This is a genomic window from Stenotrophomonas maltophilia (assembly GCF_001676385.1).
In the GTDB taxonomy this organism is placed as follows: domain Bacteria; phylum Pseudomonadota; class Gammaproteobacteria; order Xanthomonadales; family Xanthomonadaceae; genus Stenotrophomonas; species Stenotrophomonas maltophilia_J.
In genome coordinates, this window is sequence record NZ_LYVJ01000001.1 from 449,045 (window position 1) to 472,179 (window position 23,135).

Genomic DNA, 23,135 nt, shown 5'->3' on the forward strand with positions numbered 1-23,135 from the left:
GGCGGCCGGGCAGCTTGCACGGCTGTGCCGGATTGATGCCGGGGGTGACGCCTATCGCTCTGGCGCGAAGTGGCGAGTCTGCCGACGATGGTGGCATTCCCTTGGCAAACGAGGCTCAGGATGCCAAAAGGACGATGGAGCGCGCTGCTGGCCCTGCTGCTGGCGTCGGCCGTGCAGGCGCAGACCAACGTCTACAAGTGCGTGGACGGGCCGCACCCGGTCTACCAGCAGACACCGTGCCAAGGCCGGGCAGAGTGGCGCTGGGAAGTGCCGCGGGCGCGGCCGTCGGCGGGAGGTGCGGCCATCGACGCGGACAGCCGGGCGCACGCCGCGCCGCGCACGCGAAGGAGGCCGGCGCGTGCGCAGGGGGCGCTGATAACCATCAGCGCCGACCCCGCCGCCTGTGATGGGGCACGGCGGCAACGTGGCAGGGTGTTGGCGAAGGCGAGGCGACTGGACTTCGTGCAGCGCCGCCAGTTGGACGACCTGGTGCACGACGCCTGCCGCTGAAGCCCATCGGGGGAGGCCGGAAACCACAACGGCGCCAAGCGGCGCCGTTGCGGGGTGGATGCCGGACGCGCCCGCTCAGGGACCGTCGCTGGCCGTAGCTGGTGCGGGCACGCCGTCCGGCTTGGGCAGGCTCAGCTCGGGGTTGCCCTGTTCGGCCTGCAGGATCTGGATACGGCGCTGCAGGGCATCCAGCTGGCTGTTGGTGCTCTGCACGTCGGTGCTGAGGCTGACGGCCTGCTGCTGGGCCTGCTGCAGGGCGGCACTGACCTGCGCCGACTGCGCCTGCTGCTGTTCCATCTCCTGCTGCAGGGCGCGCAGGCGTTCCTCGTTATAGGCCACCAGGCGTTCGGTGTAGCGCTTGCCGGCTTCCAGGCGGGTAGTGTCGATGTAGACCTGGGCCAGCTGCTCGGACTGCTGTGCGAAGGTGCGATAGACACGCTCGGCATTGTCGACCGCGTCGGTCCTGATCACCCGCCAGAAGTTCTTGTCCTGGAAGAGGGCGACGTAGTAGGTCAGGGTATTGGCGTTGAACAGCAGGCTTGCGCCGTAGTTGCCGTTGTAGGTGGTGCGCAGCTCGGTCAGCTGGCGCGCATCCATCAACTGCTTCAACTCTTCGACGGTGTTGCGCACCACTGGCGCGGCCGTCGCGGCCGGCGCCGTGGCGGCCTCGCGATCACCACGTGCTGCCATCGCCGGCGGTGCCCCCAGCATCATGACCACGGCCAGCACTGCCGCGCCGCGCGCGCGCCGGACCAAGACCGCGCCCCCTGAAGTTTCTCGCATGTCTAGACCATCCACGGATGAAGTGTGGTTGAAATGAAGGTAGTTCCCCGCCAGGAGTCTAGCATGGGCACGCGCGCGGCCAAGGGCGTCCGTCACGGCTCAGTACACCAGTTGGGCGGCGCTGCATTGGATCGACTGCACATTGACGTCGGTACGGCCCAGTTCCAACCCCAGCACGCTGGCCAGCAGGTTGGTCAGCAGCGTGCCCACGCTGTTGAGGATCGACTTGAGGGCGGGCAGCACCGGGGCCAGAACGGTGCACAGCAGGCCACTGCAGGGCACGCTGTTGCCGGGACTGGTGACGCCAGCCCCACCGGCGCTGTCCAGGAATCCAGCCGGGGCCGTCTGGATGTAAGAGGCCAGATTGTTGCGCACGCAGCCGTTGTAGTCGATCAGGTTGCCGAGCAGGCTGTCGCAGCGGTTGATCAGCAGGCCGCCGACCAGGGAACCCAGCAGCCCGTCGAGCAGGCCCAGGCCCTGGCCGGTTACGGTGGTCCGGTAGCCCGTCCATACCGAGCCGTCCTCCCAGCAGGTGGTCAGGCCCAGCAGGCAGGGCTTGGGTACGCCGTTCTTCACGGTCCAGTTGCCCAAGGGGGCCAGGTTCCGCGCCGGATCGCCGTCGCGCAGCAGCGGAATGACCTGGTCCACGTTGTAGCGTCCGCCACTGGGGAACGCCGCCTGCAGGTAGCGGTCGGCCAGGGCCTTGGCGGTCTCGTTGCTGCTCATGCCCTGTTGCGGTGTGCTGAGCATGCCTGACAACACCCGCAGCAGTTCATTGACCAGGTTGGAGACGGCGTTGCCCAGCGCCAACGGATTGATCTGCGTCGAGCCGCTCTCGCCGGCGGCCAATGTGAGGTCCTGCGAATCGGCCAAGGCAGGCAGCGTGATCCTGTCGGTGATCAACGGCCTGCCCAGCAACTTCAACAACTGCTCGTTCTGCAGCGTGTCGTCGCACACATTGTGTTTGGAAAAGCGCTGGTCGGGAGCGACGTCTCCGATGCAGGCACGCAGCACCGAGGAGTCCACCCGGATGGTGGCCGTAGGCGGGCTGGCGCCGCACTGGATGCTGCTCAGCGTGCCCATTGCATTGGCAACGTCGACGTGCAACGGCAGGTGCAGGCGTGTATCCAGCAGGTTCAGCAGCGGGCCCAGCGCGAACAGCCTGTCGCTGTCCACGTCCACCCTGAGCCGGACCTGTGCGTTGTACGCACGTGAACCGACGCCGCCGATGGCGATCGATGGCGGTTCGACCACGCCGGCCTGCACATCAATGCCAAGCAGGTTGAGCCCCTCGACGGCGATGCCGTTGCCGTCGTTGGCGATGGAGATCGCAGTGCTGATCAGGTTGAGCACGCTGATCTTCGATTCCAGCGCGCTGCCGATGGTGCCGTCCGCAGAGACGACCTCGGCGAACAGGCCTCCTCCACCGGATTCGCTGCCGAGCGCGATGTTGAGTCGGGTGATGTCCAGCCGGGTCGCAACCAGGTCGGACAGGGCGCGCAGCTGCAGGCCGGCAGTAGTGTCGCGTCCGACAACGGTCGCGGTGGCGTCGACCAGTTGTGCCAGCGAGACCTTGTTGACCGACAACAGGCGATTGAAGTCCGCCACGCTGAGGTTGGCGGTAACCGGGATGTTCAGTGCCTTCAACAGGCCTGATGGCGTGATGTTGGCCTGGGCCAGGCCGTCGTACGACAGCACGGTCGCTTCGCTGACATCCAGGCCGACCAGCCGCAGCGTCGACAGCAGCAGGGAATCGCCCCGGGTCCGCAGCAGTTGCGAACCCACTGCGAACACAGCGGAGGGTTCCGCACGGCGCGCGACTGCCTGCACGGACACCGTGGGCAGGCTCGGGTTCTGTCCGAAGAACGGAACGACGCTGCGTTCGGCGATGACCTGCACGGCGTTGCGTGGCGTGCCGGCGTCGACGGTGGTAATGAAGCGGTTCGGCGTGGCACGCGTGGGGCTCCAGTTGCCGCAGCGGATCTGCAGCGTGCCGGCGAACCGGTTCTGGGCCAGTGCGCTCTGCCGCGCGGCGCTGTTGTCGCTGTTGTCAGACGTACACAGCTCCAGCCGCTGTGCGCCCGCCAGCGCCGCGAGGTCGGCAACCTTCTGCGCATCACGCTTGGCCCAGAACAGGTAACCGATTTCGACCAGGCCGAGCATGGCCAGCAGCGCCAGCATGACCAGCATCAGGGTGACCGACATGCCGCCGCGCGGGCGGCGGATACTGTACTGGCGCGCGCGCTTCATGGCCTGCCTCAGCGTCCGGTTGAGGATGATCCCTTGGATTTGCCGACATCGGTTTCAAAGAAGTCCGGAATGTCGTGCTCGAAACTCTTCAGGTAACGCGCATAGCTGAGCGTGGCCTGGTCACCGAGGATCGGCAGGCGGGGCCCGGCGTGCTGGCCCGAGGCCTGCAGGCGGAGCAGGCTGCGCGTGGTCTGGCCGACCTGGTCGTGGGCGGACGTAGTGCGCACCGCGCCTGCGGCCGTGGCGCCGGGTACCTGCGGCGGGACGGCAGGATCCACGCGCGTTGCCGCAGGCGTTTCCACCGCTGGCAGAGCCCCGGATCGCAACGCCGGTGAATCCTGCGCAGTGCTGGGCACGCCACCGAGCATCTGCCCGGTCAGGGGGGGCTGCTGCGCATGCACGGCAGCAGCGCCCAGCATGCAGATCAGCAGGGTCAGCAGGCGCGGCATCAGGGGCATCCCGTTCATGGCGTGTTTCCATTCGGTTGGCTGAGGGGGCTGAAGCGCTCCAGCATCGAGAGAGGCAGGCGCTGCGGATCGCGTTCATCGTGGCTGTCGCGGCGTGGCTCCGCAGCCAGCCGGGCTGCGCCGCCTTCGCCACCGGCGGTGTGGCCGGCGGCGCGCGCAGTGTCGGCTGCCGTGGCCTGTCGCTGCCGCAGGCGCGCACGGATCTGCTCGGCCTGGTGCTGGATGCTTCGCTGGCTGTCCTCGCTGAGGCCGGCCTGCTGGATCAGGCGCTCGGCGGTGGCGGTATCACCGCGCAGCACCGCCCACAGCGCGAGGTTCGCGGTCGCCTTGGCGTTGCCGGGCGACAGTTCCAGTGCCTTGGCCAGGGGTTCACGCGCCTGCTCGAACCGGCCCGCACGCAGGCGCGCGTAACCCAGGTCTCCGAGGTAGTCGGTGTTCAAGGGTTGCAGTTGGGTTGCCCGTGCCAGTGCCTGTTCGCTGCCGGCATCGTCATCGCGACGCGCAGCGATCAGGCCGAGCCCATGCGCAGCCGCGGCCGCTTCCGCACCACTGGACAGTCCGCGGTAGAGGGCGATGGCCGCATCGGCCTGGCCGGTCTCGCGCAACGCATCGGCCTGCAGCAGGCGCAGCGCCGGCCGGTCACCATAGCGCTGGCGGAACGCGTCGACGTGCGCCAGCGAGGCGTACCACGCACCTTGCTGCTGCATGCGCCCGATCAGTTCCAGGTACGCGTTGCGGCTGTCCTGCGGTGCAGGCTCGGGCGCCGCCAGGCTGGGCGCGTGCAGGTACTTCGGCGCGTTCGAGGCGCAGCCGCCGGTGGCGGCGGCGAGGACAAGCAGCAGGCAGCAGGTGCGCAGGGCCGGCATCAGGGAGATCCCATCTTGGACAGGGTGGTGGCCAGCGCGACCAGCGCCGGACCGGCAAGGACCAGCATCAGCGCTGGCAACAGGGTCAGCATCATCACCACGGTCATCTTCACTGAGAGCTTGCCGACCTTTTCCTTCAGCGCATTGCGGCGCTGCTCGCGCAGGCGGACGCTGAACTGCCGCAACGGCTCCTGCACGGCGCCGCCATGCGCATGTACCTGCAGGATCAACTGCATCAGGCTGCTCAGATCGTCATCGGCATAGACGTCACTCAAGCGGCGCAGTGACTGCGCGCGGGTGCGGCCATGCGTATAGGCCACATTGGCTTCATGCAACTCCGCACCCAGCACGGGCAGCGCGTCGCGCAGCCTGTCGCCCAGCGTCTGCAGGCTCTGGTCCATGCTGAACCCCACGCCCTGCAGCAGGCGCAGCAGGTCGATCAGCAGCGGCAACTCGTTTTCGACTGCACGGCGGCGGCGCTTCACCCACGAGGTCAATACGAACTTGGGCAACAGCAGCCCGGCGGCGAGCGCGGCGATCACGACCATGATCCGCGCCAGGCCGGTGGCGTCACTGAAGGCCAGTGCCAGTGCAAGCACCACGGCCGCCAGCAGCAGGCGCAGGCCGAGATAGATGGCGGTCCCCCGCCGCGTGTTCCAGCCGGCCAGGTCGAGCAGCAGGCGGTCCTCATTGGCGAGCAGGGCGGCCTCCAGGCGGCCGCCGCTGAGAGCCCGCCCGAAGCGCTCCAGCCAACCGAGCGAGTCGTGGCGGGCGGGTTCGGCCTCCCGCGCCTGGTCGCGTGGCTGCAGGGCGCTGCTGAGTGTGGCAGCCGTGCGCTGTTCGCGATCACTGCGCACCCAGCCGGCGATTCCGAGCAGGGCGATGCCGGCCGCCAGCACCAGCAATGAAAGGGCCAGCCAGGCGCCTGCGCTCATCGGTTTCCTCCAGCAACCTTGCCGTTCATAGCGACCGCGCCAGCCGGTAGAGCAGCAAGCCGCCGCAGAGTTCCAGGCTCAGGGCGATCAGCAGGATCCTGTGGCCGAGCGGATCGTGCAGTACGGGCTGGAAGAAGTCGGGACTGCTGATGGCCATCAGTACCGCACTGGCTGGCGGCAACAGGCCCAGAACCCAGGCCGACATGCGCGTCTCCGCCGTGGTCGCGGCGAGCTCCTGCTGGGCCTGCTCCAGATCGCGCATGAAATCGCCCATGCGCTGCAGGATCTGGTCGGAGCGGCCGCCGATGCGTACGCTGACCCCGATCACCACTGCCAGGACCTTCAGCACGTCCATCCGGTACGGTTGCGCCGCCAGGCCCAGCGCGCGGTCCAGTTCCATGCCACCGCGCGCGTAGCGCACCGTGGTGTCGAGCAGGTTGCGCAGCGGTGCGCTGGTCTGCTGCGACGACACCTGGAATGCGGCCTGCAGGCTGTTGCCCAGTGCCGTCAGGCGCACCAGGTTGTCGAGGAAATCGGGCATCTGGTGCAGCAGCTGCGCCCGCAGCCTGGTCGTGCGGCGCATCAGCCACAGCCAGCAGCCGAGCAGGTACAGCAGCAGCGTCAGTGGCAACATCCACGCGGTGCCCAGCCTCAGCATCGCCACCACCGAAAGCACCACGCCCGGCATCAGCAACAGGAGGGGCAGCCTCCAGCCCGGCTGCAGGCCGGCCCGCTGCAGCAGGCCATTCCAGGGTAACGGGCGGCGCGTATTGCTGGCGGGCCTGGCCGGCTCACTGGCCGCTGCCACGTTGGGGGCGGCCGGGTCGGCACCGCCGCGGGCCAACCGCTGTTCGGCGTGCTGCATCGAGGCCTGGCGCTGCTCGCGGCTGCTGGCAGTGCCCCACAACCAGAGGGCCAGTGCCAGCAGCACCGATACCGCACTCAACACGCCCAGCAGCAGGCCGGTGCCCATGCTCAGAAGTCCCCATAGAGCGATTCGCGCAGCTGCTGCCGGAATGGCTCCAGCTTGTGCGAATGCGGATGGAAGCCCAGCCCGATCCAGCGATCAACCTCCTTGCCGCTGGCGTCGATCTGCACCTCGTGGCGGAACATCTCCTGCGTGGTGATCAGGTTGTCGCTGACCCCGGTGATCTCGGTGATCGAGACCAGCACCCGGCGGCCACTGCCCAACCGCGAAATCTGCACGATGAAGTCGATCGCGCTGGCGATCTGCCGGCGCAGGCTGTCCTCACTGCCCTGGAAGCCTGCGAAGCCCGCCAGCATCTCGATGCGGTACAGGCAGTCACGCGGCGAGTTGGCGTGGATGGTGGCCATCGAACCGTCATGGCCGGTGTTCATCGCCTGCAGCATTTCCAGCACCTCCGCGCCGCGGACTTCGCCGACCACGATGCGGTCGGGGCGCATGCGCAGGCTGTTGCGTACCAGGTCGCGGATGCTGACCGCGCCTTGGCCCTCGGCGCCGCCGATGCGGCTTTCCAGGCGGACCACGTGCGGATGGTTGAGCGAGAGTTCGGCGGTATCTTCCACCGTGATCACGCGCTCGTTGGGAGGCACGTAACTGGCCAGCGCGTTCAGCAGTGACGTCTTGCCCGAGCTGGTGCCGCCGGAGACCAGGATGTTGCAGCGCCCCAGCACCATGGCCTTCAACAGCGCCTGCATCGGGGCATCGAAGGTGCCCTTGGCCAGCAGCTCGTCAGGCGTGAACGGATCCTTGCGGAACTTGCGGATGGAGACCATCGGGCCGTCGACCGCCAGTGGCGAGATGATGGCGTTGAGGCGGCCGCCGTTGGGCAGGCGCGCGTCGACCATCGGATTGGAGTCGTCCAGCCGGCGGCCCAGCGGCGCCAGGATGCGGCGCAGGATGCGCAGTAGATGGGTGTCATCGGTGAAGCGCTGGGTGGCGCGCTTGAGTTGCCCGCCCTGCGAGACATGCACGTCCTTGAAGCCGTTGATCAGGATGTCTTCGATGGACGGGTCATGCAGCAGGTCGTCGAGAGGCCCGAAGCCGGTCAGTTCCTTGACCAGGCCTTCGGCGACAACCTGCATTTCTTCCTCGTTGATGGGAATGCGCCATTCCTGGATGAAGCCTACGGTCTGCACCTCGACCCAGCGGGCGATGGTGTCCGGCGCCCAGGAGTCGATGTCGATGCGCTCGTCCTCGATGCTGTTGAGCAGGTGCTCATGTGCGGCCGACAGTACTTTCTGGTACTGCTCGGTCTGGGCGAACGGCAGGTGGGGGGGCGTGCTGTCGGGCAGGACCGGCCGGGCAACGGCATGCGGGAACGGGGTCACCTTGTCTTCCATTGCGATCCACCCATGGCAAGGGAGAGTCTTTCCCGCAGCCCCCGCGGCTGGACCGGGCAGGCGGCCGGATCCAGGCGCGGGACGAGCGGGGCGAGGGCACGCAGGTAGGGGTCCCGTGGCGCATCCTGCAGCAGCAGATGGCCCTGGCTGGCGGCCAGGCGCACGCGTGGGCGCTCGGGTATCGTGGCGAGCAACGGTACTTCGAAGCGCCGCGCGATCTGATCGGGCCCCAGGCCGCTGCTGTCATCGTAGCGGTTGATCACCAGCTGCAGGCGCTTGTCGCGGTCACGCTGGCCGGCCAGATGCTTCAGCGCCTGGTCGAGCGACACCAGGGTGGCGATCGAAGCATCGGTGACCAGCCAGATCTCATCGGCCTGGTCCAGCAGCAACGGGGGAAGCTGCCGCAGCGGGCAACCACCTGCATCGCACAGAACGCTTGCGAACACGCTGCGAAGGCGTTGCAGCAGCGCCGCAGGGTCCGACGGCGGTACCGCGTCGCTGCCACTGGCGCGGTCCAGCAGCACCATTCCCGAATCGTGGCGCGCCATGGCGGTGCGGGCGAGCGTGGCGTCGATGCGGCTGGCGTTGCGCAGTGCATCTTCGTAGTGGAACCGGCTGTCCAGGTTGAGATACAGCGCCAGGTCGCCGGTGGGCTGCGCCATTTCCATCAACAGGCCATCCTGTTGCAGGGCTTCGCCCTGGGCCAGGGCGCGGGTCTGCTGCGCCAGCACGGACAGGTGCGCGGCCAGGGTGCTGGTTCCGACCCCGGCGCGCACGCCCAGCAGGACGATCAGGCGTGCCTTGTGCGCGGGTTGCACGCTGGCGGCCGGTCGCGGCGAGAGGGCCCGGCGCAGCGCGGCCTCGATGCCTGCGTTGTCGCTGTCCAAGTCCAGTACGTCGCGAAGGCCCGCGTGCAGGGCAATCACCACGCCTTCGACCTGGCCGGCGCTGGTCGCGCCGACCGCGACCAGCGTGAGTTCCGGCTGGGACTGCTGCAACTGCTGTGCCAGCACGCGCGAGGCGGCGGCGTGTTCGGGGCGGAAGTCGAGCAGCACCAGGCTCTGCGGCCCGCGCTGCAGGTCCTGCGCAGAGGTCGGTGACGCGCTGTCCTGCCAGTGCAGGATCGCGCTCGGTGGGAGCCGGGCCGCGAGCCGGGGCAGCAGTTCGCGATCCATGCCGAACAGGACCAGGTTCATGGCCGGTCCCTGCGGATGCGATGGCTGGGCAGTGGCGTGGAGCATGGGCGTGGTATCGCAGGTCTCATGGAGTCAGCGGGAGAAGCCAGGTACCGGGTCCTGGCCGATCGGCCCCAGCAGCCACGCGCCCCATTCGGGCAGGCGCGGCCTGGCCTCGCGGTCGCCGGGCAGGGGCAGTTCGGTATTGCGTGCCAACGGCTGCACCAGCCTCGGGGTCACGATGATCACCAGTTCCTTGTCCTGCCGCTTGTAGTCCAGATTGCGGAAGAACGAGCCGATGATCGGCAGGTCCCCCAGCAGTGGGATCTTGTTGACGTTGGACACGATGTTGGAACTGACCAGGCCGCCGATCACGAAGCTCTCGCCGTCGCCGAGCTCGACCGTCGTGTCCGCGCGGCGCGTTGTGATCGAGGGGATCTGCACGCCATTGAGGGCGATCGCGTTGGTGTAGTCCAGGTCACTGGCTTCCGGCGCCACTTTCAGCGCGATGCGGTCGGGCGCCAGCACGGTCGGGGTCACGGTCAGGCCGATGCCGAACGGCTTGTAGGTGATGGTGGTAGTGCCCAGGCCCTGCGGTTCCAGGATGGGCAGCTCGCCGCCCGCCAGGAAGCTGGCGCTTTGCCCTGACAGTGCGACCAGGGTCGGTTCGGCGAGAACACGGGCCATGCCGTTGCTCTGCAGCAGGTCGACATCGGCGTTCCACATGTGCTTGGTGGAACCAAACACCAGGCGGAATGCCGAGGAGATCGGCGAGTCGGACCCGTTCCCCGAGCCGCCCTCACCCGGCAGCACGCCACTGTTGCCGGGCAGCTGCCCGCCCGGGCGGGCGAATCCATAAGCGAAGCTGCCGTTGCGGTTCTGGAAGCTGATGCCGATCTGCTTCAGGGCCGTCTTGTTGAATTCGACCACCTTGACTTCAACCTGCACGATGCCGCCACTGCTGATCACCGATGCATCGGCGAGCTGGCCGTCGGTCCCCAACGCCATCGCCGCAGTCTTCTGTTCCTGCATGTGCGAGAGCATGCTGTCGGTGCGGCCCTGCAGCAGCCCCTGGCCGTCCTGCTGGGTGAACGCCAGGCCGCTGGCGCCGGTACCGGCCGCGCCCTGCACCGCGCTCTGCACCCGTACCTGCATGCGCTGCGGCTCGGCTTGCCCCCGGTGCCAGAGCAGCAGCGTGGTGGTACCGGGTGACTTGCCGACGAGCAGGGCCTGGCGCTGGCCGCGCAGCATCACGATGTCGGCGACGCCGGGGTCGGCGATGGCGACCCGCTCAAGGCCGGCCGGCAGGCTCCACGGGCGCTGCTCACGGGCCTGCAGTACCAGGTCATCGGCGGCCACGCTCGTTGCCGGCGCCAGCAGCACCAGCAACAGGGCCAGCCCGCGCTGGCGGAGGGAGGGGCGTGGACACTGGCGACGTTCGATCATGGAGGCACTCGGTACGGGTCAGAGGGAACCACGGGGGGCGGCGTTGTCGCCGCGGATGATCTCGATCGCGGAGCCGCGCGCTGCGTTGCGACGCGGTGCCGCCGAACGCGCCGGCACATCCTGCGGGCGGTGTGCCTGCGCGGCGCTGCTGCGGCCGGCCAGCGCGTCGCCATCGATGCCGGCGAAGGCGTGGTTCTCCGGGCGCTGCAGCGCCAGCTGTTGTTCGGCATCAAGCCCGCGCAGCGGATCGATCACGCCACGCGCCTGCGGGAACAGCGCCAGGTCGGGCAGGCCGGTATCCGCCGGGTTGCGCAGGGCAAGGAACAGCTTGCCTTGCTGTGCACCCAGCAGCAGGCGGTTGGCATCGGCCACGGGCACCGCCAGCACCGCGCTGCGGGCGGGCGGATTGGCCTCACCGCCCGGGCTGCTGCGGCTGCCGCTGCCAGTGATGTCGGCAGCGCGGGGATCGTTGCCGGCGCTGTCGTCATTGCGCGGGGCGGCATCGGCGGTGGCCGGGTTGATGTCCTGCTGCCCGTAGCTGAGCACGCGCAGCCGCGACAGCAGCAGCCGTGCCTGCGCGGTGTCGGCGGCACCGGCGGTGCCGGGCGGGGCGCTGCGGAGGTTGAGGAAAACATCAACGAAATCGCCGGGAAGGATGCGATTGCCCGCGCCCACCAGTTCATCCACCGGCACCGCCAGTGCGCGCTCGCCGGCCCGCAGCTGCAGCGAGAAGCCCTGCGCCAGCGCGGAGGTGCTGATCGGGCTGCCTTCGCCGATGTCCTGCAACGGAACCTTGCCCACCACGGCAGCGATGCTGGTGGCGGCGCCGGTCACCGGCGCAGTGCGCTGCGCCAGGCGTACACCGTCGGCGGTAATGGGCTCACCGGCAGGAAGGCGAGCGACGGCTTCGACAATCGTGATCGCCTGTGGCTCCGCCGTGGTGGCCGGGACGATGCTGGCGGGCGCGGTGGGCGTGCTGCGCCCGATCAACAGCGCCGCCACTGCCAGCAACAGGGCCAGGCCGATCAGGGCAACGGCAGCGATGCGGGTCAGCTTGAGCATGGGTCCGTCTCCGGTGCGGTGATCGTCAGGAGCCGCTGCCGAGGTCGAGCTGGGCGACCGCGACGCTGCGGATGGGCGCCTGCATAACCCACCCGTAAAGGGTGGCGGTACCAGGCAGGAACGGGTGGCTTGCGTAGTCGTAGCTGACCGTCACGGTCATGCATTGCGCGCTGGCCAGGCCCGCGCAGGGTGCAGGTGCAGTGACCACGATGGCGTCGCTGCCACCGCTGCTGCAGTTCACGTCCTGCCGGGAAAACCGCAGCAGCCATTGCATCGAGGTGCGCGCCGCGGTGCAGGCGGCCGTGCGGCGCTCGGCGATGCTGCCGTAGCGCAGCGATGCGCGCGCGCCTTCGGCGGACGCGGTCGCAAGCGTCTGTTGTGCAGCCATGATCATCACGCCGGAGAAGGTGAACAACAACAGCGGGAGCAGGCCGAGCATCAGCATCAGCGCAAACTCGATACTGGCGGCGCCGCGTTGGAGGTGCCGGCTGCGGGTCGTCATTGCGCGCCTCCGTAGCTGCGGAAAAGGACCCAGCCGATCGCCGACAGGGCCAGATAGGCCGCATAGGGAATGCCGTGGCGTCCTTGCCGGGCGTCGTGCATCCCGCGCAATGCAGGATGTGAGTGCCACTGCTCGCTGGCCCGGGCGACTTGCATCTGCAGCACGATGGGGAGCACCAGGCCCAGCCGGCGCGCGGCCAGTACCAGCACGGCATGCACGCCGGCGGCCAGGCTCGCCGTTACCCAGACCGGAAGCAGGGCGTGCCATCCCAGCATCAGGCCCAGCGTAGCGAAGAACTTGACGTCGCCTGCGCCCATCCAGCGCACCGCGTAGAAGGGCAGCAGCGCGAGGAGACCGATCACCGCCCCTGCAGCATGCGGCAGCCACGGCAGGTGTGGCGTGCTGAACTGGCCAACGAGGATCAGCACGCTGGCGATCGTGCATGCAGACAGGAGCCAGGCGTTGGGTACCCGGCGGGCGTACAGATCGCTGATCGCGATCCGCAGGCTGATGCCGATGGCCAGCAGTCCCAGCAGTGTCATTGCCTTCTCCGTCTCTCCCATCGCCAGCATCACGCAGTTCCCTGCGGGGAACCGCGCCCTCGTCGCGGGTGCGACGAGCGGCCGGATCCGCGCTGGCGTGCGTCGATCAGGTTGTCGCGTCCGCCGCGATCGCCTGCAGCCGCGTGAACAGCGTGGTGAAGAACTGGGTGATCTGCGTTCTGCCCACGACGATCAGGACACCGGCGATCACGGCGGCCAGCAGCCCATACTCGAGCGCGGTCACGCCGTCCTCTTCCTTCAGGAAATTGCGGATCGATGCGTTCATGACGGTTGTCTCCCTCTACCTGTCTGCAACAGGACACCTGCGTTGGGCGGTGGCCCGGCTCCGCCGGGATCGTCCGTGGACCCCCGCCCATCCTGGCGGGGGAGGCACAGCGGATCGTGACCGCTGCGCTCAAACAGGGTGACTGTTCCCAGGTCGGACAACCGCATGGCGGCTGCCACGCGGCATGCAACCAGCGGCCGAGGCGTGGTGCGATGCGTGCACGCTGATGTTGTCCCCTGGGTGAAGCCACTCCGCATGGCCAGTCACCGTGCAGTCGACTTTGCCTGAATGGCCGTCGACTGCAACCGGAACCTATATGCAAATTCGGCAGAAAGATTCTGAAGCTTAAAGTCAGTAATGAATTCTGTGACCGAAATCCATTTCGCTGCAAAACGATTCATCGACGTGCAGAAAATGTGATTGGCCCGTGTTGTTTCATGCGGAGAATGCACGCCAGTGCGCGCAGTGCGATGGATTCCGGTCCATTGGCTGCAGCAGTACGACGGCGGGTTCACCATCGGATAATATCGGGCATACTCGCATTCAAGCTGTTGCGTCAGCGCGGAAGTGCTGGCGGCAACACGCCTGGCGTAGCAGCGGAAAAGTTTCCTGGAATGATGCGCGCCCGGTCAGGCAGTGGGGCTGCGTCGCACGATGGATCAACGGGGGAAGACACTGTCATGGTTGATGGTGGAGTGGGAGACAGCGACGACAGCGGCCTGCGGTCAATCGACCTGGCGACGTTGAGCGGCGTGCTTCGCGTATGCGATGTCGAACTGCTTCTGCTCGATGGCAACGGGCCGCGGGCGGCCTTCGCTTCGCGCGTGCACGAGGAGGCACTGTTCTGCAGCATCAGCTGTGGCTTCCACTGCCGTGGCCGCTTCATGCTGCCGCCAGATTGGGCGATGCTGGGCTACCTGCACGCCACTGACGAATCCCTCAGCTGGTGCCATGGCGTGCCGCTCACGCCGGGGATGGCGTTGACCGTGATGCCCGAGGGCATCAGTGAGTTCACCCTGAGCCCGGGGACGCACCTGACCTTGATGCTGGTGCCGGCCGTGCGGGTACAGCGCAAGCTGGCCGAGCTGAGCCTGCGCAGTACGCCGCCTGCGGGGCAGGCGCTTTCGTTGTTCCATCTGGCCAGCGAAACCGCTCCGCTGGCGCGGCATTACCAGCAGCTTCATCTGCAGCTGGACCAGGGCGCCAGCCTGCTGCCGGAAGAAACCGAACGCATGCTGCACGAGCACGTACAGGCGCTGCTGGGTGCAGGTGCTGCCGATCGCCCTGGCTGCAGCCGGGCGCGCCGGACGCACTATCTGATCGCGCAGCGTGCAGAGAATTTCATGCGGCTCAACCTTCGCCGCAATATCTACATGAATGAGATCTGCGATGCCGCAGGCGTCAGCGAGCGCGGCCTGCGCTATGCCTTCGAAGATCTGTTCGGCACGTCACCGAATCGTTACCTGTCGATGCTGCGCCTGTGCGCGGCCTGCCGCAGCCTGTCGATGGCCGATTCCAGCCGCCGTTCGGTCAAGGCCATCGCGCTCAGTTGTGGCCTGTGGGACCTGTCGCGCTTCGCCGACAACTACCGCAAGGTGTTTGGCGAGCTGCCGCGCGACACGCTGATGCGCGCACCGGCGCAGATCGGCCAGCAGGCCTGATCAAGGCCCTGCAAGGGTTTGCTCGCGATTTCTGCCGGAATTGCATATCCGCTTGCCGATAGCGTTGCCGCTTCCGCATAGGCGGTTGCCGATTCCGATCGTGGATTTGCCGGAATGCGCGATTGCCGTGCCGGAATGAAGTGCGCCACCTCCGCTGCATCCGCTGGAATGTCAGTCACCTGCCTAACGGCACGTCCACCGACAACCCAGCTGTTTGCCTACGGGGGAAGTACCCATGAACCGCATCTACCGGCGTGTATGGAATCGCCAGCTCAACGCTCTGGTTGTGGCCTCGGAACTGGCCACGGGTGACAGCGGCGGCCGTGCTGCCCGCGACCCGCGCAGCATCCCGCTGATGCCGACAGGCCTCGCGCTGGGCCTGCTGTGTGCGTTGGCCAGTGGCCACGCAGGCGCATCCGAATCCAATCAATCGTTGCGCGATCTGCAGGCACTGGCTGCGAAGTACACGCAGCCAATGCCGGTAAAGATCGACGCCGAGGTCGCATTGGCCACTGCTGCGCGCCAGGCGCAGAGCAGCCCTGCGATCAATGCCGATGCGCGCGTCGGCCTGCAGTTGAACACGGCCTCGCTGCCGGCCGCTCGCGATGTACTGCCGGCTGCCGTGCAGGTCAAGTTGGCCGTGGGTGCGGCCCCCCGGCAGGTGGCCGCACCGGCCGTGGCGGCCGAGGTCCGCGCCAGCGTCGAGGGTGGCGCCGGCGGCCCGGCCAGCCAGGCTGCCCAGGCGCACGCGTTGCTGGCGGCACAACGTGCGCCGACGGCGACGTTGCCGCGCGGTGTGGCCGCGGATGTGCGCGTCAAGGCGGGTGTCGATGTGGCGGGCCGCCAGGTGGCGTCGGTCGATGCCAGTGCGAGGGCAGTGGCCGGCGCGGCGGGCACGCCTGCTGCGTCCGTGCCCGGGCTGCAGACCCGGGTTGACGGGACGGCCGAGGCTCGACTGAAGGTGGCCGGGCAGGGCATCCAGGGACGGGGGCAGGCCCGGGCGACGGCGGCGGTTGCGCTGCCCGCCAAGGAGGAACTGCCGGGTGAGACACATGATCGTGCGATCACTGCCGCCTTTGACGCTGGCGTTGCGGGCAATGTGCGCGTGCAGGCACCGGACGGCCAGGAGGTGGTGGCCGACCGCAACCTGAAGCTGGCCGCTCAGGCAACCGTAGCCGCGCAGCAGAGCGCGCTGGGCATCGACGGCCTCGCCGGCTCCGCAGGCGGAGCCGCGGCAAGCCTGCTGCAAGGGGTCGCTGGTACGGCCGGCAGTGCCGTGGGTGGTACCTTGAACGGCGCAGTCGGCACCGTCGGTGGCGTGGTGGGTAGCACGCTCGATGGCACGACCGCTGCCGTGGACGGAGCAGTGGAGGGCGCACTTGATGGAACGGTCGGCGCGATTGGTGATGCGGTGGACGGTAAGGTCGGCGCGGTCGCCAGCACCGTCGGGCGTGCGCTCAACGGTTCGATCGGCGGTGGCGCGGGCGGCCTGGGCGGCCTGCTTGGCGATACGCTCGGTAACGTCGGCAGCGCCGTGGGCAACCTGCTCAATGGCAACCTCAACGGCACCGTCGGAAACCTTGGCAGCGCCGTGGGGGGCCTGGTCGGCGGGACGCTGGGCGGGCTTGGCCTCACCCAGCCTTCCGCGATTCCCCCGACCAGCCCGAAGGCGCCCGCGCCGGCCGATCCCAATGCGGGCCTGATCATCGGCACTGGCGGCCTTGTCGGTGACGTCGGCCAGCTGATCGGCCCGACCGCCAACTCCCTGTTCGGCGGCGACGGCTACCTGAGCAACGGCAATCTCAGGCTCAGCACCGCCAACGTCATGCAGACCTATTCGACCGTCAACGTACTCGGCCTGCCAGTGGTCAATCTGTCCCCGGTCGGCAGCACCCTCAATGGCCTGGGGGGCGCCGTTACCGGTGGCAGCTCGCACCTGACCCTGATCGGTGGCGTGACCTCCGACAGCTATATCTACAACATCAACAACGGCAACCCCGGCGGCCTGCTCGGCCTGCTGCTGCCGAAGGACTCGCCGGAGTGGGCGGCCAAGTGCCTGGACATCGCGCTGGCGGATATCTCGTGCTGGGCGGTCAATGCCGCGCAGGACTACCAGGTGCTGATGGGCGACGGCGCGTTCGCCAATGGCTCGAAGGAAGTGGTGATCGGTGCCAATGCGCGCCATGAACTGCCGAAGGTCGATGCCAACGTGGCCTTCCCGGGTGACGGCGTCAACGATCCGACCAACCCGACCGGTGTGCCGACCGCCGACTATGCGGCGCGCATGGGTCATTCGGTGATCGTCGGCGACAGTGCCGTGGGCACCGCCAACGGGCAGACCCTGCTCGGTGCCGAGGCAACGTCCAACCAGGCCAATTCGGTCGCGCTGGGCTATCGTTCGGCTGCGCTGCGGGGTGCCCAGGCCAGCTACAGCGCCTATGGCCTGACCACGCCACAGATTTCGGCGGGTGAAGTGTCGGTGGGCACCGCAGGGGGGGGAGAGCGGCAGATCACCAATCTTGCCGCCGGCAGCGCCAACACCGACGCGGTCAACGTCGCCCAGCTGAAGGGTGCGATCAGCCAGATCGACAACGTGGCCGCGGCGGCGGTGACCTACGATCTTGATGGTGCAGGCAATCCGGACTACCGCCGCGTCACCCTGGGCGCGGGGACCGGCACCACGACGATCGGCAACCTGGCTCCCGGCGCGGTTGCTACCGGAAGCCTGGAAGCCGTCAACGGCGGCCAGCTGGCGGCGACCAATGCGGCCATCGCCAGCTTCTTCGGGGGGCGCGCAGCGTTCGATCCGGCCAGCGGCGCATTCACGGCTCCCCTGTTCGAGATCAGCACGATTTCCACCGGCGGCGCCATTACTCAAGGCATGTACGAGAACGCCACCGATGCCTTCGCTGCGGTCGATGGTTCGCTGGTCAATCTCAACACGCAGATCACCGATATCCGCAACGGTGGCACCCGGTACCTGCGGGTGAACTCGACGGGTATCGAAGCGCTGGCCAGCGGTGCCGACGCCATCTCGATCGGCACCAATGCCCGGGCCACGGCGGACAACAGCATCGCGGTGGGTGCCGGCAGCCTGGCCGACCGTGCCAGCAGCGTATCGGTCGGTGCGGCCGGTGCCGAGCGCCAGGTCACCAACGTCGCGGCCGGCACCGCAGTCACCGACGCGGTCAACCTGGGCCAGCTGCAGGCATCTGAGCAGGGAGCGCTGCGCTACGATCTCAACGCTGATGGCAGCGTCAACTACGCCAGCGCCACGCTGGGACAGCCCGGTACCGCCACCACGCTGCGCAACCTTGCGCCCGGCCAGGTCAGCGCCAGCAGCAGCGAAGCCATCAACGGAGCCCAGCTGTTCGCTGCCAACCAGGCCGTGGCTACCCATCTTGGGGGAGGAGCGGCGGTCGATGCCAGCGGCGTGCTGACCGCGCCCACCTATACCCTCAACAACGTTGCAGCCAACAGCAGCATCAGCCAGGGCAGCTACGACGACGTCGGCACCGCGTTTGATGCGGTGAGTACCTCGCTGGCCAATGTTGCCGGCCAGACCGGCGAGATCGACAGGCTCGCTGTGAAGTACGACGTCGATGGCAGCGGCAACGTGATCGATTCGGTGTCGCTCAGCGGCACCGGCAGCGCCGCGGTCAAGCTGACCAATGTCGCCGCGGGCAGCATCCTGGCCGGCAGTGCGGATGCGATCACCGGCGATCAGCTGTTCACCACCAACAGCACCATTGCCAGCTACTTCGGAGGCAGCACGGCGTTCAACGGAGGCACCAACGCGTGGACCGCACCGGCCTTCAGCATTTCGAGCTTCACCGCATCCGGTGGCGTCAGCAGCAGCGACTACGACACGGTCACCGCCGCCTTCAGTGCGGTGGATGGTTCATTGAAGGTTCTCAACCAGCGCATCACCAACAGCGGAAGCAGCGGCAGCGCCTACCTGGCGGTGAACTCGACGGCGGCGGCGGCGACAGCGGCCGGTGCCGAGGCCGTCGCGGTAGGACCGCAGGCCAGTGCAGCAGGGGCAGGCAGCGTGGCGGTCGGCAACGGCGCCGATGCCAGTGCCGGCAACAGCGTCGCCCTGGGCGCGGGCTCGGTGGCCAGCGTCGGTGCACAGAGCGGCTATACCGGGGCCTATGGGCAGGCCGGTGCCAGCAACTCGGCCGGTGAAGTCTCGGTGGGCAGCACCGGCGGCGAGCGCAAGATCACCCATGTTGCCGACGGTTCCGACGACCACGATGCGACCAATGTCGGCCAGCTGAAGAACGGCGTGAACTACGCCATCGACCAGTCCAAGGCCTACACCGACCAGAAGATCCAGAACATCACCAACGTGGCCGGCAGCTTCCGCGCCAACAACACCAACAACCTGGCCGATCCGGCGGCCACCGGTGCCAACTCGGCGGCCGGCGGCGCAGGTTCGACCGCGGCCGGCGCCAACGCCACCGCACTGGGCAACGGCTCGCAGGCCCAGGCCGACAACTCGGTGGCACTCGGTGCAGGTTCGGTGGCGAACCGTGCCAACACCGTGTCGGTCGGCGCCAGCGGTGCCGAGCGCCAGGTGGTCAATGTGGCCGATGGCACCCAGGCAACGGACGCGGTCAACGTGCGCCAGTTGCAGGCGTCGCAGCAGGGCACGATCCGCTACGACACCACGGTGAACGGTGCCACCAACTACAACAGCGTGACCCTGGGCAGCACCAGCAGCGGCCCGACTACCGTGCGCAACGTCGCGGCCGGCACCGCCGGCACCGATGCAGTCAACGTCGACCAGCTGAAGTCGGGCATGGCGCAGACCCTGGACTGGTCCAAGGCCTACACCGATGAGCGGATGGGGGGCTTCGAACGCGACCTGCGCAAGACCGACAACCGTGCCTCGGCGGGTATCGCTTCGGCGATGGCGACCGCGGCCCTGCCGCAGCCCAGCGAAGCCGGCCGCAGCATGGCGTCGATCGCAGCCGGCAGCTACAACGGTGAGTCGGGCGTGGCGGTTGGCATCTCCGGTGTGTCCGAGGGCGGCCGCTGGATCTACAAGTTCAGTGGATCCACCAACAGCCGGGGCGAGGCGGGCGTCGCCGTCGGCGCCGGTATCCAGTGGTGATGATCGCAGCTGCCGGGCCGCACACGCGCTCCGGCGGCGTGCACACGTCAACAGGGGAAACAACATGAAACAAGATCGCATCGCCCCCGGCGGCCAGCTCGCCGCCGTGCTGGGCCTGGCCATGGGGTTGGGCCTGCTGGCGGGTTGCCGCAGCCACGCGCCGGCTACGGAGGGTCCTGCAGACGCCACCGCCGTGCACTTCCCCGAGGTATCCAGGGCTTCACTCGAGGAGGGCGTCTATCCCGACGTCGCCGACCTGCGCCGCTTCGCGCCGGGCATGAGCAAGCGCCAGTTGTACGCCCTGCTCGGTACGCCACATTTCAACGAAGGCATGTGGGGCGTGCGCGAGTGGAACTACCTGTTCAATTTCCGCACCGCGCAGGGTGCGGAGTACTTCACCTGCCAGTTCCAGGTGCACTTCGACAACAAGGGCATCGCCCAGGGCGGCTACTGGAAACCGGCGTCATGCGCCGCCGTGGTCGAGCCGCCGCAGCCACCGGCCCCACCGGCGCCGGCGCCGTTGCCGGAGCAGCCGCTGCGATTGTCCGCCGATGCGTTGTTCGGGTTCGACAGCGCGGTTCTCAGTGCAGAAGGCCAGCAGGCGGTGCAGGGCGTCCTCGCACAGGTCCGTGAGGCCAGCCGGGTGCAGTCGATCCGCGTCACCGGTCACACCGACCGCATCGGCAGCGCCCGCTACAACCAGGCGCTGTCACAGCGCCGCGCCGAAGCCGTGCGCGACGCGCTGGTGCAGGGCGGGGTGCCGGCGGCCAGCATCAGCGCCGAAGGGCGTGGCGCCGCCGAACCGGTCGTGCAGTGCGGGCAGCGCAACCGCGCTGAGCTGATTGCCTGCCTGGCGCCGAACCGCCGCGTGCAGATCAGCGGCGTGGCACAGCCGCGCTGAGGTTCCCGCGGAGGTGCCCGGTTTCCCGAGTCCCCCCTGACCGCCGGCAGGACGTGGCAACGTCTCCCCCGTCGCCCACACCTGCCGGCGGCTCAGGTTTCCATACGGTGTATGCAATGAATGCCCAATTCGTGCCTCCTTCGATGAAGACGGAAACCACGCTGAGTGTGTATGGCCAGCTCGGCAACCACGCCGTGGTGCGCATTCCAGGGCGGCGCCTGCCGGGGCTGATCCTGCAGGCCGACACGGTGGCCGGCTTCCTGGTCCAGTTGCAGGAAGCCCAGGCGTGCCTTCGCAGTGGGCGCGCGCAGCGTGCCGACGCCGAGCTGGACATGCTGATCGACGTGCTGCAGCAGTGGTATGCCCTGATTGAATCGCGCCTGGCCGACGCCGGCGAGGCGCTGTAGAAGAAAAAAGGGGACGGAGGGGATTAAGTCGTTATTGCCCTGACTGCGCCGGAAACGACTTAATCCCCTCCGTCCCCTTTTCGTGGGGTCAGTCGATGTCCTCGACGCGTTCGCCCATCATCTCGCGTTGCCGCTTGTCCAGCTCCTCGGCGTAGCGCTTGCGCACGAAGGCTTCGGAGACCACGCCCAGCACCTGGCCGCCGGCAGCAACCACGGCCAGTTCGTCGGCCTGGGCCTGGTCGAAGCATTGCATCACGCTGACCACGTCCGCGGCTGGGGCCAGCGAGATGTCACGGTTCTCGGCAAGCTCACCGATCGCGGTCTCCGGCTTCACGCCATCGCCGTACACGCGTGGGATCTGCACGATGCCCGCGTAGTGGCCTTCGCTGTCGATCAGGATCACGCGGCTGCCCGAGCCCAACGGGAAGCGCTGGCGGAAGGCGGCGGCGTCGAGGTCGGCGGGAGCCGTGGAAACCCCTTTGCGCATCATCCGGCCGGCATTGAGGTTGTGCACCCAGCCGACGTCGCGCGCGCTCCTGATGGTTTCGCCACGCAGGTGCATGCGCCAGGTCGAGAACGAATAGCCGAACCACTGCCGCACCAGCGTGCTGGACACCAGCACTGCACTCATCACCACGCTGGTCAGCAGGAAATCGTGGGTGCCCTCCAGCACCAGCATGGCCATGGTCATTGGCGCACCGACCACGGCAGCGGCCAATGCGGCCATGCCGGCCAGCGCCGCAGAGGTGGCGTCGACCACGGGCACGCCAGTGGCCATGCCGAGCAGGCCCGCGAACAGCGCGCCGACCAGGGTGCCCATGAACAGCGAGGCAAAGAACAGGCCGCCGCGGAAGCCGAAGCCCAGCGAGATGCCCGAGGCCAGGCATTTCAGGGTCAGCAGGCCGCCGATCCAGATCAGCGGCAGATGCGTGGTCAGGTCCAGATGCAGCGCGCCGTGGCCTGACGACAGCACCTGTGGGCTTGCCATGGCCAGCGGGATCAGTAACAGGCCACCCACGACCGGACGGCCCCACAGCGGCAGCGGGCTGCGCTTGACGGTGCCTTCGATCGAGGCGATCAGGCGCATGATGACGATACCGACCATTGCGCAGCAGCAGCCGAGCAGGCCGTAGATGGCGTAGTCGGCGGCGCGCACGTCGATGGTCGAGGCGGCGGGCAGCAGGTAGGCCTCGATGCCGGCCTGGTCGGCGACGAACGCACCTGCCAGCGCCGCCACCGCCACGGGTGCCAGTGCGGCGGGAGTGTAGGCGCCGATGACGATCTCGAAGGCGTAGAACGCCCCGGCCAATGGTGCGCCGAAGGCGGCGGCAATGGCGCCCGCGGCACCGGCACCGACCAGGATGCGCACGTCGTTGCGGCGCAGGCGCATCACCCGGCCCAACTGCGAGCCGCTGCCGGCGCCCATCTGCGTATACGAGGCTTCCAGCCCGACCGAAGCGCCGCAGCCGTTGGACAACAGGGTCTGGGTCAACACGATCAGGTTGTCGCGCATCGACATGCGGCCGCCATGCAGGGCATTGGCTTCCACTGCATCGAGCAGGGGCCGCTTGAGCCGGCTCGCGGCCAGGCTGACCAGCCCGACCAGCAGGCCACCCAACGGCAGCACCAGCAGCGCAGTCCAGGTCAGCGAGGGCAGGGAGCTGAGGCGCATGCCTTCATCCAGCCCGTACAGGGAGCTCTGCAGCCAGCGTGCGATGCCGGACTGCAGCAGGGTCAGGTAGCCGGCGATCAGCCCTACCAGCAGGGCCAGTGCGATGAACCACAGGTCGCTGCCACGCAGCCGCAGGCGCAGGCCCTGGAAGGCCAGATGCAGGCGCGGTGGCGAAACGGGCAGAGACATGGTGGCGGCATGATACGCCGCCGCTGTGATCGCCACC

19 protein-coding genes are annotated in these 23,135 nt (G+C 68.1%); 5 read left to right on the top strand and 14 right to left on the bottom strand.

All coding sequences use genetic code 11. From position 1 onward, the window contains the following. The first annotated feature begins 120 nt into the window (after positions 1-120). Complete coding sequence (locus A9K58_RS02190; protein WP_065197810.1) at positions 121-510, top strand: hypothetical protein; 390 nt, start codon at positions 121-123, stop codon at positions 508-510. A gap of 75 nt (positions 511-585) precedes the next feature. Here A9K58_RS02190 and A9K58_RS02195 read toward each other — a convergent pair whose 3' ends face one another. From A9K58_RS02195 to A9K58_RS02255, 13 genes are all read right to left on the bottom strand, one after another. After that, positions 586-1,293 carry a DUF2968 domain-containing protein gene (locus A9K58_RS02195; RefSeq protein ID WP_065197760.1) on the bottom strand — a complete coding sequence of 236 codons (708 nt, stop codon included), beginning with the start codon at positions 1,291-1,293 and terminating at the stop codon, positions 586-588. A gap of 99 nt (positions 1,294-1,392) precedes the next feature. Beyond that, on the bottom strand, positions 1,393-3,543 hold the full coding sequence (locus A9K58_RS02200; RefSeq protein ID WP_065197761.1) for a TadG family pilus assembly protein: 2,151 nt from the start codon (positions 3,541-3,543) through the stop codon (positions 1,393-1,395). 8 nt (positions 3,544-3,551) lie between these two features. Next, positions 3,552-4,010 (bottom strand): DUF3613 domain-containing protein, encoded by a 459-nt coding sequence (locus A9K58_RS02205; RefSeq protein WP_065197762.1) that lies wholly within the window; start codon positions 4,008-4,010, stop codon positions 3,552-3,554. After that, entirely contained in the window at positions 4,007-4,876 is an 870-nt protein-coding gene (locus tag A9K58_RS02210; RefSeq protein ID WP_065197763.1) for a tetratricopeptide repeat protein, read from the bottom strand. Before A9K58_RS02210 ends, A9K58_RS02205 begins: the two co-directional genes overlap by 4 nt. Next, positions 4,876-5,811: a type II secretion system F family protein gene (locus A9K58_RS02215; RefSeq protein WP_065197764.1), complete on the bottom strand. Its 936-nt coding sequence runs from the start codon at positions 5,809-5,811 to the stop codon at positions 4,876-4,878. The genes A9K58_RS02210 and A9K58_RS02215 overlap by 1 nt, the downstream gene beginning before the upstream one ends. A gap of 25 nt (positions 5,812-5,836) precedes the next feature. Further along, positions 5,837-6,784, bottom strand: a complete 948-nt coding sequence (locus A9K58_RS02220; protein WP_065197765.1) for a type II secretion system F family protein — start codon at positions 6,782-6,784, stop codon at positions 5,837-5,839. A gap of 2 nt (positions 6,785-6,786) precedes the next feature. Then, a complete protein-coding gene (locus tag A9K58_RS02225) occupies positions 6,787-8,136 on the bottom strand; it encodes a TadA family conjugal transfer-associated ATPase (RefSeq protein WP_065197766.1) in 1,350 nt (449 codons plus the stop codon). Further along, the gene (locus A9K58_RS02230; RefSeq protein ID WP_065197767.1) at positions 8,121-9,377 is read right to left on the bottom strand and encodes a CpaE/TadZ family protein; all 1,257 of its coding nucleotides are present in this window, start codon (positions 9,375-9,377) and stop codon (positions 8,121-8,123) included. Before A9K58_RS02230 ends, A9K58_RS02225 begins: the two co-directional genes overlap by 16 nt. A 27-nt stretch (positions 9,378-9,404) precedes the next feature. After that, positions 9,405-10,757, bottom strand: a complete 1,353-nt coding sequence (locus tag A9K58_RS02235) for a type II and III secretion system protein family protein (protein ID WP_065197768.1) — start codon at positions 10,755-10,757, stop codon at positions 9,405-9,407. Between the two features lie 18 nt (positions 10,758-10,775). After that, positions 10,776-11,819: a Flp pilus assembly protein CpaB gene (gene cpaB / locus A9K58_RS02240; protein ID WP_065197769.1), complete on the bottom strand. Its 1,044-nt coding sequence runs from the start codon at positions 11,817-11,819 to the stop codon at positions 10,776-10,778. A 25-nt stretch (positions 11,820-11,844) separates the two neighbouring features. Continuing rightward, on the bottom strand, positions 11,845-12,321 hold the full coding sequence (locus A9K58_RS02245) for a TadE/TadG family type IV pilus assembly protein (protein WP_065197770.1): 477 nt from the start codon (positions 12,319-12,321) through the stop codon (positions 11,845-11,847). Further along, positions 12,318-12,863: an A24 family peptidase gene (locus A9K58_RS02250; RefSeq protein WP_065197771.1), complete on the bottom strand. Its 546-nt coding sequence runs from the start codon at positions 12,861-12,863 to the stop codon at positions 12,318-12,320. The genes A9K58_RS02245 and A9K58_RS02250 overlap by 4 nt, the downstream gene beginning before the upstream one ends. 106 nt (positions 12,864-12,969) lie before the next feature. After that, complete coding sequence (locus A9K58_RS02255; RefSeq protein WP_065197772.1) at positions 12,970-13,149, bottom strand: Flp family type IVb pilin; 180 nt, start codon at positions 13,147-13,149, stop codon at positions 12,970-12,972. Positions 13,150-13,829: 680 nt separating this feature from the next. Between A9K58_RS02255 and A9K58_RS02260 the strand changes: the two genes are divergently transcribed. The 4 genes from A9K58_RS02260 (at position 13,830) to A9K58_RS02275 (ending at position 21,237) form a co-directional block, all read left to right on the top strand. Further along, on the top strand, positions 13,830-14,810 hold the full coding sequence (locus tag A9K58_RS02260) for an AraC family transcriptional regulator (RefSeq protein WP_065197773.1): 981 nt from the start codon (positions 13,830-13,832) through the stop codon (positions 14,808-14,810). A 235-nt stretch (positions 14,811-15,045) separates the two neighbouring features. Next, positions 15,046-19,929: a YadA-like family protein gene (locus tag A9K58_RS02265; protein WP_065197774.1), complete on the top strand. Its 4,884-nt coding sequence runs from the start codon at positions 15,046-15,048 to the stop codon at positions 19,927-19,929. Between the two features lie 64 nt (positions 19,930-19,993). Next, positions 19,994-20,830, top strand: a complete 837-nt coding sequence (locus A9K58_RS02270) for an OmpA family protein (RefSeq protein WP_065197775.1) — start codon at positions 19,994-19,996, stop codon at positions 20,828-20,830. Between the two features lie 116 nt (positions 20,831-20,946). Further along, on the top strand, positions 20,947-21,237 hold the full coding sequence (locus tag A9K58_RS02275) for a DUF6959 family protein (protein ID WP_065197776.1): 291 nt from the start codon (positions 20,947-20,949) through the stop codon (positions 21,235-21,237). An 88-nt stretch (positions 21,238-21,325) separates the two neighbouring features. On the opposite strand, the gene A9K58_RS02280 is transcribed toward A9K58_RS02275, so the two are convergent. Further along, complete coding sequence (locus tag A9K58_RS02280) at positions 21,326-23,098, bottom strand: chloride channel protein (RefSeq protein ID WP_065197811.1); 1,773 nt, start codon at positions 23,096-23,098, stop codon at positions 21,326-21,328. Positions 23,099-23,135: the final 37 nt, after the last annotated feature.